General features: G+C 68.2%; 12 protein-coding genes. 6 read left to right on the forward strand and 6 right to left on the reverse strand.

The genetic code is table 11. The features are described from left to right. Positions 1-30: 30 nt before the first annotated feature. Entirely contained in the window at positions 31-1827 is a 1797-nt protein-coding gene (locus tag NUV38_RS04890; RefSeq protein WP_257728037.1) for a hypothetical protein, read from the reverse strand. Positions 1828-2278: 451 nt separating this feature from the next. Here NUV38_RS04890 and NUV38_RS04895 point away from each other — a divergent pair, with 451 nt between their 5' ends. The 3 genes from NUV38_RS04895 to NUV38_RS04905 all read left to right on the forward strand — a co-directional run bounded on the left by NUV38_RS04895 (position 2279) and on the right by NUV38_RS04905 (position 5117). Beyond that, positions 2279-2947, forward strand: coding sequence for a hypothetical protein (locus NUV38_RS04895; RefSeq protein ID WP_257728038.1), 669 nt, complete (start codon positions 2279-2281; stop codon positions 2945-2947). A 482-nt stretch (positions 2948-3429) separates the two neighbouring features. Then, positions 3430-4428, forward strand: a complete 999-nt coding sequence (locus NUV38_RS04900) for a hypothetical protein (RefSeq protein WP_257728039.1) — start codon at positions 3430-3432, stop codon at positions 4426-4428. Further along, positions 4425-5117, forward strand: coding sequence for a hypothetical protein (locus NUV38_RS04905; protein WP_257728040.1), 693 nt, complete (start codon positions 4425-4427; stop codon positions 5115-5117). Before NUV38_RS04900 ends, NUV38_RS04905 begins: the two co-directional genes overlap by 4 nt. A gap of 89 nt (positions 5118-5206) precedes the next feature. Here the strand turns inward: NUV38_RS04905 and NUV38_RS04910 are convergent, their stop codons facing one another. The 5 genes from NUV38_RS04910 to NUV38_RS04930 all read right to left on the reverse strand — a co-directional run bounded on the left by NUV38_RS04910 (position 5207) and on the right by NUV38_RS04930 (position 10910). After that, positions 5207-6517 (reverse strand): HEPN domain-containing protein, encoded by a 1311-nt coding sequence (locus NUV38_RS04910; RefSeq protein ID WP_257728041.1) that lies wholly within the window; start codon positions 6515-6517, stop codon positions 5207-5209. A gap of 24 nt (positions 6518-6541) precedes the next feature. Then, positions 6542-7195 carry a hypothetical protein gene (locus NUV38_RS04915; RefSeq protein ID WP_257728042.1) on the reverse strand — a complete coding sequence of 218 codons (654 nt, stop codon included), beginning with the start codon at positions 7193-7195 and terminating at the stop codon, positions 6542-6544. 97 nt (positions 7196-7292) lie between these two features. Beyond that, positions 7293-8906 carry a histone-like nucleoid-structuring protein Lsr2 gene (locus tag NUV38_RS04920; RefSeq protein ID WP_257728043.1) on the reverse strand — a complete coding sequence of 538 codons (1614 nt, stop codon included), beginning with the start codon at positions 8904-8906 and terminating at the stop codon, positions 7293-7295. A 263-nt stretch (positions 8907-9169) separates the two neighbouring features. After that, positions 9170-10288 (reverse strand): alcohol dehydrogenase catalytic domain-containing protein, encoded by a 1119-nt coding sequence (locus NUV38_RS04925; RefSeq protein WP_257728044.1) that lies wholly within the window; start codon positions 10286-10288, stop codon positions 9170-9172. Between the two features lie 28 nt (positions 10289-10316). Beyond that, a complete protein-coding gene (locus NUV38_RS04930; protein ID WP_257728045.1) occupies positions 10317-10910 on the reverse strand; it encodes a cysteine hydrolase family protein in 594 nt (197 codons plus the stop codon). A gap of 315 nt (positions 10911-11225) precedes the next feature. Between NUV38_RS04930 and NUV38_RS04935 the strand changes: the two genes are divergently transcribed. The 3 genes from NUV38_RS04935 to NUV38_RS04945 are packed head-to-tail and all read left to right on the forward strand — an operon-like array spanning position 11226 to position 14951. Next, positions 11226-13112: an FAD-dependent monooxygenase gene (locus NUV38_RS04935; RefSeq protein ID WP_257728046.1), complete on the forward strand. Its 1887-nt coding sequence runs from the start codon at positions 11226-11228 to the stop codon at positions 13110-13112. 13 nt (positions 13113-13125) lie between these two features. Further along, positions 13126-14013 carry an alpha/beta fold hydrolase gene (locus NUV38_RS04940; RefSeq protein WP_257728047.1) on the forward strand — a complete coding sequence of 296 codons (888 nt, stop codon included), beginning with the start codon at positions 13126-13128 and terminating at the stop codon, positions 14011-14013. After that, a complete protein-coding gene (locus NUV38_RS04945; protein ID WP_257728048.1) occupies positions 14010-14951 on the forward strand; it encodes a 3-carboxyethylcatechol 2,3-dioxygenase in 942 nt (313 codons plus the stop codon). Before NUV38_RS04940 ends, NUV38_RS04945 begins: the two co-directional genes overlap by 4 nt. Position 14952: the final 1 nt, after the last annotated feature.

The following is a 14952-nucleotide window of genomic DNA, read 5'->3' on the forward strand; positions in this document are numbered from 1 at the left end:
CGGGCGGGTGCGGGCGTCGATCTTGACGGGTCAGTCGTTGCGCCACGCGGCGAACGTGAGGGCGTTGCGAAGGCAAGCGGCACCGATGAAGTCGAACTCCTGAGAGTCCTTGCTCAGAGTCGCGGCGCGACCGTGCTTTGGAAGGCGTCGCTTGAACCAGGCGTTGTAGCTCTCGGCGTTGTTGCGGGCATTGGCGACGTCGGCGAACTCATTCGCCTGGGAGCGGCTGATGGGTCGCAGGTCGGTGAGCGCCGCAGCCATCAAGTCGCGTGGCCGGTCGGGCTTCTGGGCGGGGTGGGTCGGTTCCGGACTCCACTCGGTGGAGTACGTCAGGTCACCGTTCGGGCACGGCAGGATCCAGGTGTCCTCCGAGGCGTAGATCTTGCCTTCGCGGTCGGAACCGAGGTTCCGGCGGCGCGACGACAGGCAAGTCGCGGTCGCAACCTTGACCAGGTGCTGGCCGTCGGACTCGACCGAGTGGAGTGCGCCGTCGTCCGTGTAGAGGAGGTGGTCGCACCCGTCGGCGTGCGTCACCGAGCCGACAAAGCGCGGTGCAGACCGGATGACCTCGAAGTGCGGTCTGTGTCCCGCTGCGCGCGAACCGGTCACGTACTTGGCCGAGGTGCTGCGGTAGAGGCTGATGCCGAGGGGGAGCGCCTGGCGCTTGTCGAAGAGCTCCTTCAGCTCGCTCTGACGGATGTGCCGTCCGAAGGCCTTCTCGGCGGTGCCGAGGGTGATTCGTTGGTCTGGCGTCAGGTCGGCGATGCGGACCTGGGTGCGGTCCTCGCTCTCGAGGTTCGCGACGAAGACATCGGCGGCACGTCGAAGCTCCGCGTCGGTTGCACTCGAGACGGTCAGGATCGCTTCGGGAGCTGGTGCGGCGCTGGAGTCGCCGCGGTTGATGGCCACGGACTTGTTGATCACGCGGATCCCGTGTCGTCCGAGCATGTGGTCCAGGAGGCGCCCGGTGAACACGCGGTCGTACAGGAGCGTGTGCACGCCGGCGCCGGCCCGTGTCGCGACGGAGCCGACTAGGTCGAGCGCGGCCCACTGCTCGGCGCCGGCGGCGCATCCGGTGCCGAGCACGATCCAACCGTGCTCGGTTGCAGTGTGCAGAGAGACCATGTTGTAGCCGTGCCGGTGGCTCTTCTTGTCGTGCGCCAGGGCTGTTCCGCCGGAGATCCGAGGCTGAGAGACGGCGCGGCTACCTCGCGTGATGATCTCTCCCGTTGCGGGGTCGACCCACTGCTCGACGTCGCTCCAACGGGTGACGACGGTGCCGTCCCCGATGACCGTGTTCTCCGGCCGGGGATGCGTCCAGTCGACCTCGCTGTCGTCGAGCAGGTGACCCTGCGTCTTGGCCTGCGCGATGGCGATCTCCTGGAGCTTCGGCTGAAGGAACTCCTCCCAGCGTTGGACGGTCTCGAATCCGGGACGGCCGTAGTTGGGGTTCGCGATGACGGACCTCGTGAAGTGCCGCACCTGCTCCCGGTCGGGACACTTCGGCGGGAACCGGAGCCCCTTGGTCTCGGCCTCAGTCAGGTCCTGCCAGGTGTCTTCCAGGCGCCGCCACACGAGGTCGTCGTCGAGGGTGGCAATCGCGCTTGCGAGGCTGCCAGTGATGCGAGCTGCCCACGCAGTGAACAGCAGGATCGAGGTGGGGTACTTCTGGCGGACGCCAGCGTTGCCCTTGCGGAGCTTGCCGCGGTACTCGTCGATCGCGTCGGCGAGTCGGTACAGGCCGGGCCACTCGAGCAGGTCCTGGAGCTCGTTGAGCTCGGACTGCTTGCTGCTGCCGGTGATGGGGTTGGTGGACTGCGTGGTCATGACAGGTTCCTTCAGGTCTAGTGCCAGCCGGTCGGCTCGCACGCCTGTCCGTCCTCCTCGTGTCGCAGAACGCAATTGGTGCACAACTCGTTCGACCTCGATCCGCGTTCTGCGGTCGTTTCCCGGGCGTTCCCACGTGGTTGGAATCGTTGATCTGACCGGTGCAGCGGGTCTACGGTCCTGATCCACAGGAGGCTCCATGTGCTCTCACCAGACTGACCAAGCCCTCGACATGGCAATGGAGTCGCTGTGCGCGGCTGTCATCGAGGCGTGGACGGCGTCGGGCGACTTCGGGGAACAGACCGTGGCCCGCTGTGGTGAGAGCTGGCGTCGGTTCATCACGCGCCAGGTCCGCCTCGGACGGCGCGACCCGGCGTCGTTCACGGTCGTGGAGTGCAGGGAGTTCGTCCACGCATTCACCGCCGCAGGTAGACCGCCCGAGGTCCACACCATGCACGCGCGCCGCACTGCAGTCCGGATGGGATTCCGCACGCTGCGCCAACTTGGCTACGACGTTGCGGACCCGACCCTTGACCTCGCGCTGCCCCCGCGCAGCGCCACCGCAGCCCGGCCCCTGACCGACCTCGAGGTCGACCTGTGCCGCAGCGCCGCTCGTCTCGGCGAGGCCGGCGGATCCTCGCTGCAGAGGGCCACCGTCTGGGCGCTCGGAGAGACGACAGCAATCTCGAGCGAGATCTCCGCAGTCCGCATCCGCGACGTCGACGACCCGCACGACCCGAGATGGGTCCACCTGCCCGGCACCCGGCGCCACGACGCTCGCCAAGGCGAGTTGACCGACTGGGGAGCCACGATCATCCGGCGACAGCTGGAGCAGCACCGCCAAGCAGGAACGCCTTCATCCGCCCCGCTCGCCTACCGGGGCGCGGCGCAAGGAGGGACCCCGAAGGCGCAGGCCTCCATGGTGAATGCCATCGGCGCCGTCCTGAAGTTCGCCGGCCTCGCTGACGAGGCCGATGTCCGGCCCGCATCTCTGCGCAACTGGGCAGGCCGCCGAATGCACGACGGCGGCATGCCCATTGAACGCGTCGCCAGACGGATGGGAAGCCGCAGCCTCGACGCGGCCGCCGAGGACATCGGACTGAACTGGCGTCCAACGTGAGTCCGCGCGGCAGCGACATCAACACCATTGCAAGGGTGCGAGCCATCTGCGGCTCTCGAACCCTCGTTCAGCTCGGTGCCCGACTGGCCTGGACGAGCGAGGTCGGCCGACCGCCGGTGCACCCGCCCTACGTCGTCCTTGCCTTCGGGGTGATGGCGCGGCTGGCACGCTCAGCCGTCCGGGTCGAGCGCGACCTCGCAGAACCCGCCATCTGGGGCTTTGCGCGACACCTCCTCGCTGAGACTGCAGCCGGGTCGGGTCTCGACCTGCCTCCGCCGGCAACAGCGCCACCCCGGTGGGACCACTGGAGGTGGGCGCGTGACAAGCACTTCGCCACCGACGAAGGCCTCGGTCAGCTCGGCCGCGAGTTCCCAGCGGTGGCAGCGGACCTGGCTCGGGAGATCGGACTGTTCCGTCCGGGTACGCCAGGCTCCTTCACCCACCCCGACACCACACAGTGCATCTACGGTGACGGCACCCTGGTGCGACCGCTGTACGCACCCCCGATCAGTCACACCGTCACCGACGACGATGGCACCTCGCGCGTGCTCTACCCCGACCCCCGCACCGGCGAGCTCTACCCCGAGCCCACCCGCCGGTTCGACCCCGACCTCCAGCCCCACCACGGCCGACTCGGACCAGTCCTCACCCACGGCTACGTCGCCTGGCACGCGCGCGGCCCCGCGCCCTACCAACGGGTCGTCCTCGCAGCCGACCACATCGCCGCACCAGGACAGGAGGCGGCAACCTCGGTCAGGCTCGCCGGCGACGTCCACCGCCACCTCGGCAACGGCATCAAGGCCGCCGTCTACGACGGCGCCATGCATGGCGTCCACATCGAACAGATGATGCGCCGCTACGGGTGGCTCGTGCTCGCCAAGACGCCCAACGCCATCACGCAAGGACCGACCACGCTCGTCAACATCGGGGGTAAACGCATGCGGTCCTACCCGCTCGGCGTCGTCAGCCACGACACCCGAGCCGGTGCCTGCCACCACCAGCTCGCAGCAGTCGACGGCGCCGTCGTCGAGCTCGGCTTTGATGAGACTGGCGACCCCGTCGTCACCGCCGCCCTCGAACGAGGACCCGTCAAGCGGTCGCGGCGCGCCGGCGGCCAGTACTACTTCAACGTCGCCTACAAGGTCCCGTGTCCGCACGGCTCGTTCGTCACCTGGCAGTCGCCGCACGCCACCCGCTCCTCGGACACCACTCGTCCGCACAACCTGCGCATCATCCACGAGGGGGACCCGGACTTCGCGCGGCTCTACGGCCTACGCAACGACGCCGAGAGCTTCCACTCCAACCTCAAGCGCACCCTCATCGTCGACCGCCAGATGAGTCTCGGCTGGCGCCGGGGCCTACTCGACATCTACTGCTTCGCGCTACTCAATAACGCCCTCACCGAACAGAGATCCCGACAGGCGCGCACCGCGCCGACCGGTCGACACGGCCGCCGGTCCCGCCTGGGAGTGGGCCGATGACCACAGGTGGACCCGGCGACACGGGGTCGGACGCGCAGGGCGCCGACGGCCTTGGTCCAGCAAGGGACGAGGACGACGGAACCGCGCTTCTCGACCTCGTCCGTCCCGTCTGGTCGCAACGGCGCACTGCCGAAGCGCTCGGCCTGCAGAACCATGCCGTGCTCCGCTTCGCCGCCGAGGACCGGACGGTTCTGGGTCTGCCGCTATCCGACTCGGACGACTTGGTCTTCCCGGTCTGGCAGTTCCGCCGTCGGGCTGGGGCGGTCGCAGTCCTGCCAGGGCTGCTGCCGGTGCTCGACGAGCTCGGCGAGGTGGACCAGTGGGCGGTCGCGGTGTGGCTCCGGATCGAGTCGCCGGAGATCGGATGCACCGCGCTCGAGCTGGTGAAGTCAGACCCTGACAGCGAGGCGCTGTTGGCGCTAGCGCGGAGTGTGGCTAGCGAGTGGTCCGACGGTCGACCAAGCCAGACCCGGTCCATCCGGCGGGTCCTCGCTGGCCACCTGTCCTTCGACGACATCGACCCTGAGGTGCAAGCAGGGGTGCGTCGTGAGTGGACGCGACGCATGGACGCGCGTCGGAGCGGCCTCAACCTCGAGGCTGAGTTCCGAGCACAGGGTCGGGCGTGGACAGAGCTCGACGAGACCGGGCAACTCGTGCGGCGGGAACCTGGGCCAGACGCTTCGGACTGACGGTCCGAACGGATCTTGGGTCCGATGTCGACTCGAGCGTCCCGGCGCCGGCCGGCGGACCATGCTCCGGCGCGGACGACGGTCGCAGATCACAACCGGACGTAGGGCCGACGCATCGGCACGAGCCGAAGGTTGCGCTCGATGACCTTCTTCGGAGTGCCCAGACGCAGAGCGACCCAGACGCGGAACAGGAGACGCGTCTCGCGGAGGAGGTTCAGCAGGTCCAACGAGTCCACTTCGGGATGCTCGGGGTGCTTGACCATCCGGTACTTGTCGGCGACGTCGAGGCGCCAGGTGTTGAGGTCGAAGCCGAGGTCCACCTCGATCTCGTCGACGATGCGGCGCAAGTGTTCGCGGATCTGTTCCCCAGGCCGCACACCTCGCTCGACGGCGATGTTGTAGCCGACGTTCTCCATGGCGGCGGCTGCTTCGGAGAAGAGGGTCTCGAGGGCGGCGCCGGGGTTGCTGACCGAGTGGATCATGCCGGCGACGCCGCGGGTGTGACGCTCGCGCAGCTTGAACCAACGACGGACGCCGGCCTCGCCGATGTCGTCGAACTCGAACAGGTATTTGCTCCTCTGTACGTCGCCGGGTGCCTGTAGAGCGTGGGTGTACACCGGTGCCCATCGACCCCACACAGGATGGTCGTCGAGGGCTCGTTCCGGGTCGCGTCGACTCTGGACCTCGACGTGCTCGAAGCCGTAGGCCTGCCACCCGGCAACGGTGAGAAGCTGACGGATCGCGTCGTGCACATCAAGGTGCTCGGCCCACGGTCGAGGCCGGAGGACGTCGGTGGAGACCTGAACCCCATCAGCGATGGTGCTAACGCCGGCCTGACTCCTGTCGGCCAGGGACCACGAGTGCCAGCCTTCCAGCCTCGCGTTGAGTCGAGTCGAAATACTTACCGGCGGTGGGGCCTGGAGGTAGACCGCCGTCCGCCGTCCGCCGTCCCCTCGTGTGACCTCGTGGTCCACCGAGCCGAGGCGTGTCCATTCGTTCAACCCCTGGAGGCGCGTGTGCATCCCGTTGATGCGGGTGTAGTCGATGCCCTTGCGCCCGGCCGCCACGGCGAAGCGGAAGTAGGCGCTACCTTCTTCGAGGCCCCCGCCGAGCGTGGTGCGCGACCGGTAGGGGTCGAGCAGGCACAGGTGCCCGTGGGTGTCCGCGAACCAGACCACGTCAGGGACCGCGTACTCGTGGAGCGTGTAGTCGGGGTCGTCGCCGAAGTTGACGCCGCGGCCCGCGAACCGTCGACGGTGAACGTCGTCCTCGCGGAAGTGCGGCACGACGAGCTCGATCTCGCGGCCGGTGTTGCGAAGCATCGCCGGGTATCCGTCCGGCATGCCTCGGTCCCAGCAGTACCCGACTCGGGCGGTCTCGGCGTCAAGCTCGTTGGCCATGTTCCATCCTGCTGGTTGCCAGGGTCAGCGGCGCTGTTCTCCGATGGCGCGCGCAATGCTCTGGCCGAGCCGGTAGAACGCCAGCTTCTCGCCTGACAGGCGGGAGCCCGACGGACCAGCCTCCGGAATGGGCCACAGCCCCGAGTCGTCGATCATCACCTGGAAGTGGTCGCTGTAGGTCGGCGCTTCCGGGTCGGAACTTCGGTAGGCCAACGTGATGGTGCCGGACTTCCCAAGCCCGGCCTCAACGCTCCCATCCTCGAACCGGCTGTCAGGACCGGACTCAAGGCGCCACATCGCTCGGATGCTCGAGCCGGGTGCCAGTGTTCGTCGAGTTGTGAAGAGGGTTCGGACGGACTGCGCGACGTCATCCGGCGGCTCGGGCCAGTCCGAGAAGTCCAGGCGCAGGTCGAGGGCTGCGGACTTGCCGACGTTGGCCACGCGCACGTCCCAGTTCGGCGAGCCGGCAAGGCTCGGTACGACCTCGGCGTAGACGTAGGGGCGTGTCTGCTCGATGCTGTCCCTCTTCGTCTGGATGTTCGCGTCGCGGGAGGCGCGAAGTGCCTCCCGAGCGGTGCGCCACGTCGCGAACGCGATGAGGAGGACGAGGAACGAGAACGTCGCGCCAGCAAGTTCTGACCAGGCCGACACCTGGTCTGTGAAGGTGGGTTCGCGCATGGGGATGATCCAAGCACGGGCCATCGCTCCGACTGGGCTCGAGTAGCCGAGCACGTGTCTTCCGGGACGGACTGACCGGAGACCACGGACGTCAGGCTCAGAGCACGGGGTGGGGCGTCGGAGGGGGCCCGTCGGCGTCCCGCGACGCGTATGCGTCGTAGAGATCCTGATGAAGCCGTCCGCGGGTGCCGACGGCGTAGCCGTTGTCCCTGGCCCACTGCCGGACGACTGCAGGATCGGCGCGCTCAGCGAGCATCGGGCGATCCAGCTCCGCCTGCTCAGACGTTCGGGCGTGCTCTGCCGCGAGCACCTTCTTGCGCTCGCGAGCGATGGCGGGCTGGAGGTGCTGCAGGAGGGTCGCGAAGTCGTCGGGGTGGACGACGCGGCACCCGACACGGTCGGCGTCGGCGGCCTTGCCTCCCGAGAAGGTGCCGTCGGTGACGAGGAGGAAGGTCTTGGTCGACACGTTGTTCATGACTCGCACGCCGAGGGCTTCGGCGCGGCGCTCGAGCTGGTCGCGCAGCGCCTCGTCGCAGCCGGTGAAAGCGACCTTGTGGCCGACCCGAAGCGGGTCGCCGTGGGTCCAAGGGTTCGGGAGCGGTCCGAGACCGGCCGAGAGGCGTTCGTGCCGGGCGGCTTCCGCCTGGTCCAGGGTGTGGGTCAGGACGGTGGCGGGCAGGCCGAGCAGGGTGCTGACCTTGAGGAGCTCGGTTTTCTCAGCCCGGCTGACGACGCCGTCTTCAAGTGCGAGGTGGGACAGAGCCAGCAGCACCGACCGGTTGGCAGCCGTCCGCTCCTCCTCGGTGAGGGCCAGGGTGGTGGCGACGTCGTCGAGGGCCTGGGCCTCGGCCGTGGTGATCTCGCCGTCCTCGAGTGCCTCGGCCAGCGTCTCCAGGTAGGGAAGGGTCGTCGTCGGTGCTCCCTCGTCGAGTGCGTCGACGAGGGAGAAGTCGGCGAGGAGCCGCACCAGCGCAGGCGTGGACGCTGCCTTCTTCGCCTGGCTGGCCTGGATGCGGCTCTGGGTGTGGGTGATGGCCGTCGCTGGTCGCGGTGCTCGTGCCGCGGACCCGGGCCAGATGACGGCCGAGGCCTCTTCGGTGAGCGCGAGGTGCTCGGGGTGCGGGGCGGTGCCGTTGCGGGGGTCGAGGTAGTAGCTCAGCAAGCCTGCGGTGGCACGCGCGTCGCCCAGGGCCGAGTGTGCGCCGCGGAGTGGCACCTGGGCCATGGCGCAGCAGTCGGCGAGACGGCGGCGGTCCATGGACGGCAGGTAGTAGCTGCTGGCCTGCAACGTGCACAGCGTCGGCAGCCACGGAAGGTCCCACCCGGCGTTGGAGTACTCGGCTCGGATGAACGCGGCGTCGAAGCGGGCGTTGTGCGCTACCAGGACCGTTCCTCGCATCCACTCGTTCAGGTGCGGGATGAGGTCGCCGAACTTCGGAGCGCCGCGGACGTCGTCGGCTGTGATGCCGTGGATGTGGGTCGCACCCACGGGGCCTTCGGGGTCGACGCGGCGCGACCACTCGCCGGTGATTCGACCGGTCGCGTCGGTGCGCACCACGGCGATCTCCAGGACCCGGTGGTGGCGGGCGCTGAGGCCGGTGGTCTCGACATCGATGACGGTGTATCCGCCGGTGGTGACGGCCTCGGCCGTCGACGCACGGTGCTTGCCAGCGGACGCAGAGCTCCGCCACCTGTCGAACAGTCCCATCATCACTCCGGGTCATGGCCACGCTCCCTCGCGAGCCAGTCCGAGAACGCTACGCGACAGCGCGTTCGCGCACACCGGAATCGCGCTCCCTCGCGAAGTTCTCCCATGGGTTGGGGCACTCCTGCCGCGAGCGAGAGCAGGCGCCCAAACAGCGCGGTTCAGGTTCGAGAACGAACCGATGGGTCGATCCGGCCCATGCGCGGTCGAGGTGCGGGAACAGGAGGGGCCCTGCACCGGTCGGTGCAGGGCCCTTCCTCTTTCCTGGATCAGGCGTGCGGAGGCTTCGAGATGAAGTTGGTGAAGCCGCCGTGGCGCGCCGGCAGACCCTCATCGAGAGCCTCGTTGATCTCCTCGAGGGGGAAGACGTGGTGCTCGAGAACGGACAGGTCCAAAGCGCCGCTGCCGGCGAGGTCGGACATCTCCTGCGCCTCGCCGGTGGTGAACCACAGGCTGCCGAGTACGGATCGCTGGCTGCACATCATCGCGAACAGGTCCAGCGAGGGGTGCTCCATCATGCCGCCGATGTCGACCGCGACTCCGCCGCGGGCGAGGGCACCGATCGCCTCCTGGAAGGTCTCAGCGGGAGAGCCGGGGCCGAGGGCGTCGATCACGATGTCGACGCCGTACCCGTCGTTGTTCTCGCGCACCCACTCACCGAGGTCGCCGTCGCCGGTGGCGTGGACCTCGATGCGGTCCGGTGCGATCGCCTTCACGTCAGCGAGGAGATCCTTGTTGCGTCCGGTGCCGAAGATCTTGGTGGCTCCCATGGCAAGGGCGTTGAGGACGCCGCCGAGACCGAGCGTGCCGCTCGCGCCATCGATGAGGACCGTCTTGCCGGGACCGGCGCCGGCCTTCTTGAGAGCCGAGTACGACGTGCCGAGGTAGCCGAAGCGGGCTCCTTCTTCGAACGAGACCGAGTCGGGGAGCTTGACCATGTTCCTCTGGGGCGCGGTGAGGTACTCGCCGAGGCCTCCGTAGGGGTACGCGTCGAAGATCTTCTGGCCGTCGGGCCCGAACGAGAAGTACCCGATGAACGTGTACCGGTCGCAGTTCGGCTCCTCGCCGCGACGGCAGGCTCGGCAGGAACCGCACGAGACGCCCGGGTTCACGTAGACGCGGTCGCCAACCTTCACGTCGAAGACCTGCTCGCCGACCTCGGTGACGACGCCGGCGGAGTCGAGTCCGAAGATCGCGGGGAGCTTCGGGAGCGGCAGGTAGGGGAACCACTCGGCGTAGGTGGCGAGCACGTTCTTGAGGTTGGGGACGACGTTGCAGGCCTCGACCTTGACGACGACGTCGGTCGCGCCGGCGGTCGGGCGCGGGACGCGCTCGAGCTGCATGGAGCCGCCGATCTCGTGGAGGCGGGCGGCGAGCATGTCAGTCATTCGGTTCTCCTTGGGTGGGGGCGGGATGTCAGAGGGCGGCGAGGACGTCGTCGGCGGACGCGACCTCGCCGAGGAGGCCGAAGCTCTCGATGGTCGCCTGGTGGGCTTCGGGCGATGCGGCCGAGCAGGCGTCCTCGACCACGACGACGCGGTACCCGAGGTCGCCGGCGCTGCGGCCGCTGCTCTCGATGGTCACGTTGCTGGCGACGCCGAAGAGCACGACGGTGTCGATGCCTGCGTTCTTGAGTCGCTCGTCGAGATCGCTGCTGGCGAAGGCGCTGACCTTCGGGTTGGTGATGACCCAGTCCTCGGCCGTCGGCTTGAGCTCGTCGACGATGTCGGCGCCGGGGCTGCCGTCCAGGAGCGAGCCCTGCTGTGCGACCACGCCGAGCAGGGGGATGTTGGTGACCAGGTCGCTGTGTCCCTCCTTGAACGCCACGCGGGTGAAGGCCACCTGGACGCCCTTGTCGTGGGCGCCGTCGACGAGGCGGCGCGCGACCGCGAGCACGCCGCGTTCCTCGACCTGGGCGCGGAAGAACGGCGCGAAGGCTCCGTCCGCGCCGACGACATCGTTCTCGAAGTGGCAGGCGATGAACGCCGTGGTGGAGGCGTTGAGATCCATGGTTCCGTCCGATCTGGTGGGAGTGATCAGCCAGTGCGCGAATCGCGGGGGTTGGCGGCGCTGAGCCTGCTCCAACTGGCGTGCTAGTCACCGTAGAGCTTTGTGACCCGGCCCACAAGGGCTGATCGAAGAAACTTCACCTTTTGCGGTCTTTACCCCCATTGTTCAGCGCTATGTCAGCAGTTCCAAGCGAGCTAAGCGCCTGCGGCGCGGGTTGCATCTCGAGCAACTGGCATGCTAGAACAGCCAAGAGGTGACCACGGTCACCTTCCTGAGGACGAATCGATCCACTCAAGTCAGACGCGGAGCGCACACATGACTGACGAACTGCCGGCCCCGATCTTCGAGCCCTTCCCGGATGACGGGAGCGGCTACGACACCGACGTCGTCGTGGTCGGACTCGGCCCCGCGGGCGGCGTCGCCGCGGTCGCACTCGCCACCTACGGAGTGCGCGTCCACGCGGTCACGATGTTCCCGTGGGTCGCGAACTCACCCCGCGCCCACATCACGAACCAGCGCGCCGTCGAGGTGCTCCGCGACCTCGGCCTCGAGGACGAAGCTCGGCGCTTCGCGACCCCGTGGGAGCAGATGGGCGACACGCTCTTCACCACCAGCCTCGCCGGCGAGGAGGTCGTGAGACTGCAGACCTGGGGCACGGGAGATCCTCGCTACGGCGACTACCTGACCGGCAGTCCGTGCACCATGCTCGACGTTCCGCAGCCGCTGATGGAGCCGATCCTCATCAACAAGGCGGCCGAGCGCGGAGCCGTCCTCAGCTTCGACACCGAGTACATCGACCACGAGCAGGACGCTGACGGCGTGACGGTTCGGTTCCGGGACAACCGCACCGGACACGTCTTCACCCAGCGGGCCCGCTACCTGCTCGGGTTCGACGGAGCTCGTTCAGTCATCGCCGACCAGATCGAGCTGCCCTTCGAGGGAGAGCTGGCCCGGGCCGGCACCGCGTACATCCTGTTCGACGCCGATCTGTCGAAGTACGTCGCGCACCGACCGAGCATCCTGCACTGGATCATGAATTCCAACGCGGGGTTCGGTGAGATCGGCATGGGGCTGCTGCGTGCCATCAAGCCGTGGAACCAGTGGATCGCCGGATGGGGCTTCGACATGTCCGCCGGCGAGCCGAACCTGGACGACGACGTCGTCACGGCTCAGATCCGCACACTCGTCGGGGACCCCGACCTCGAGGTCGACATCCTCACCAAGTCGCTCTGGTACGTGAACCAGCAGCACACCACGCAGTACTCCCGAGGACGAGTCTTCTGCGGCGGCGACGCGGTCCACCGGCACCCTCCGAGCAGCGGACTCGGGTCCAACACCTCGATGCAGGACGCCTTCAACCTGGCCTGGAAGATCGCGTTCGCGGTCAAGGGCTACGCCGGTGACCAGCTCCTCGAGTCCTACAGCACCGAACGGGCCCCGGTCGGCAAGCAAATCGTCGCTCGGGCCAACCAGTCCCGGAAGGACTACGCCGGCCTTCGCGAGTTCTTCGACCGCGACGCGGGCGATCCCGTGACAGCGGGGTTGCAGAAGCTCAAGTCACCGACGCCCGAAGGCGCGGCGGCTCGCGAGCGTCTCTACGCGGCGCTGGAGCTGAAGAACACCGAGTTCAACGCACACGGCGTCGAGCTCAACCAGCGGTACGACTCCACCGCGGTGCGACCCGAGCCGGACGCGGAGCCTGAGGAGTGGCGGCGGGACCGCGAGCTGTACCTCCAAGCCACCACCCGACCCGGTGCCAAGCTGCCGCACGCGTGGCTCGTCGACACGGACGGAGTCCGCATCTCCACGCTCGACGTCGTCGGTCGCGGTCGCATGACCCTCCTCACCGGCATCTCCGGTGCGGCCTGGGTCACCGCCGCCGACAAGCTCGACCTGCCCATGCTTCGGACCGTCGTCGTGGGCGAACCCGGCGCCGCCGACCCGTACGGCTACTGGCGCAAGGTCAGCGAGATCGACGAGGCAGGTGCCCTGCTCGTCCGACCCGACGGATACGTCGCGTGGCGCCACGCCGATGCCGTGTGGGACGACACCGAGGCCCTCCACCACCTCGAGGACGCCGTCTGCGACGTCCTCGATCGCCCGCACCGCGAGGCGGCCACCGGGGATGCGGCCGACCAGCCCGACTTCAGCACGCGGCCACGCCCGATCGCCGTGCCGCAGACCACCCCCGACGCCCTCTGAGGAGACCATCACCATGAGCACCCGCCCCTACACCAGTGTCTGGAACGACCTGAACCAGGTCGAGTTCAGCCAAGGCTTCCTCCAGGCCGGGCAGTACCGCACGCGCTACCTCCACGCCGGCGACGAGTCCAAGCCGCTCCTGCTCTTCCTGCACGGGATCACCGGCCACGCCGAGGCGTACGTGCGAAACCTGCAGGCACACGCGGAGCACTTCAACGTCTACGCCATCGACTTCATCGGTCACGGCTACTCCTCCAAGCCCGATCATCCGCTGGAGATCCCGCACTACATCGACCAGGTCACCGCCGTGCTCGACACCCTCGGCGCCGACTCGGCACACTTCAGTGGCGAGTCCCTCGGCGGCTGGGTCACGGCACGTCTCGCCCAGACCCACCCCCACCGCGTCCAGCGCATCGTCCTCAACACGATGGGCGGCACGATGGCCAACCCGAAGGTCATGGAGCGCCTCTACACGCTGTCGATGGAGGCCGCGAAGGACCCGTCCTGGGACCGGGTGAAGGCCCGACTCGAATGGCTCATGGCCGACCCGACGATGGTCACCGACGACCTCATCCGCACCCGTCAGGCCATCTTCGAGCAGCCCGACTGGCTCAAGGCCGCCGAGTCCAACATGGCGCTGCAGGACCTGGAGACACGCAAGCGGAACATGATCTCCGACGACGACCTGCGCGCGATCGAAACCGAGGCGCTCGTCGTCTGGACCACGAAGGACCCGTCCGGGCCCGTGGACGAGGGTCGTCGGATCGCCGACCTCATCCCGAACGGACGCCTGGCAGTCATGGAGGAGTGTGGTCACTGGCCCCAGTACGAGGACACGCCGACCTTCAACAAGCTCCACCTCGACTTCCTCCTGAACGGCCACGGAGGCGAGACCTCGTGACGCTCGCGCTCCTGGCCACCAGCCACAGCCCCTTGCTCGAGTACGCCGACCTGGACCAGGAGGTCGCCGAGGAGCTCGAGCACAACTTCGACGTGGCCAGGACGTTCGTGGCGGACTTCGACCCGGACGTGATCGTCAACTTCGGCCCCGACCACTACAACGGCTTCTTCTACAACCTGATGCCGGCGTTCTGCATCGGCTACGCCGCCACCAGCATCGGCGACTACGGCAGCCAGGCCGGGGCACTCGACGTCCCCGAGGATCTCGCCCGAGGCCTGGCCGAGTCCGTCATCGGTGACGGCATCGACCTCGCGGTGTCCTTGCAGATGGACGTCGACCACGGCGCCGTCCAGCCCATGGAGATCGTCTACGGCGACATCACGGCCAAGCCGTTCATCCCCATCTTCATCAACTCCGTCGCGCCACCCTTCACGCCGGTCCAGCGCATCCGCCTCCTCGGCGAGGCCGTCGGTCGCTACCTCTCGACGTTGGACCAGAAGGTCCTGCTCATCTCCTCCGGGGGGCTCTCGCACGATCCACCGGTGCCGCGGATCGCGTCGGCCACACCTCAGCAGAAGTCCATGCTCATGGGCGAGAACCAGCCGCTCAGCCCCGACGCTCGCCAGGCGCGCCAGCAGCGGGTCATCCAGGCGGCCAAGGACTTCGCCGCAGGGACGGCGGACATCCAGGAACTGGCCCCTGAGTGGGACCGGACGTTCCTGGACATCACCGCCTCGGGCGACCTGACCCCGCTCGACACGTGGGACCCGGCCGAGATGACACGGGTGGCCGGCAACTCCTCGCACGAGGTCCGCACCTGGATCGCCGGCTACTCCGCCCTCTCGGCGGCAGGTGCCTACACCGTCACCCACTCGTACTACCGCCCCATCAAGGAACTCATCGCCGGGTTCGCCCTCACCACCGCCACGCTCGACTGAG

This window comes from Aeromicrobium sp. 50.2.37, assembly GCF_024655735.1.
Lineage (GTDB): Bacteria > Actinomycetota > Actinomycetes > Propionibacteriales > Nocardioidaceae > Aeromicrobium.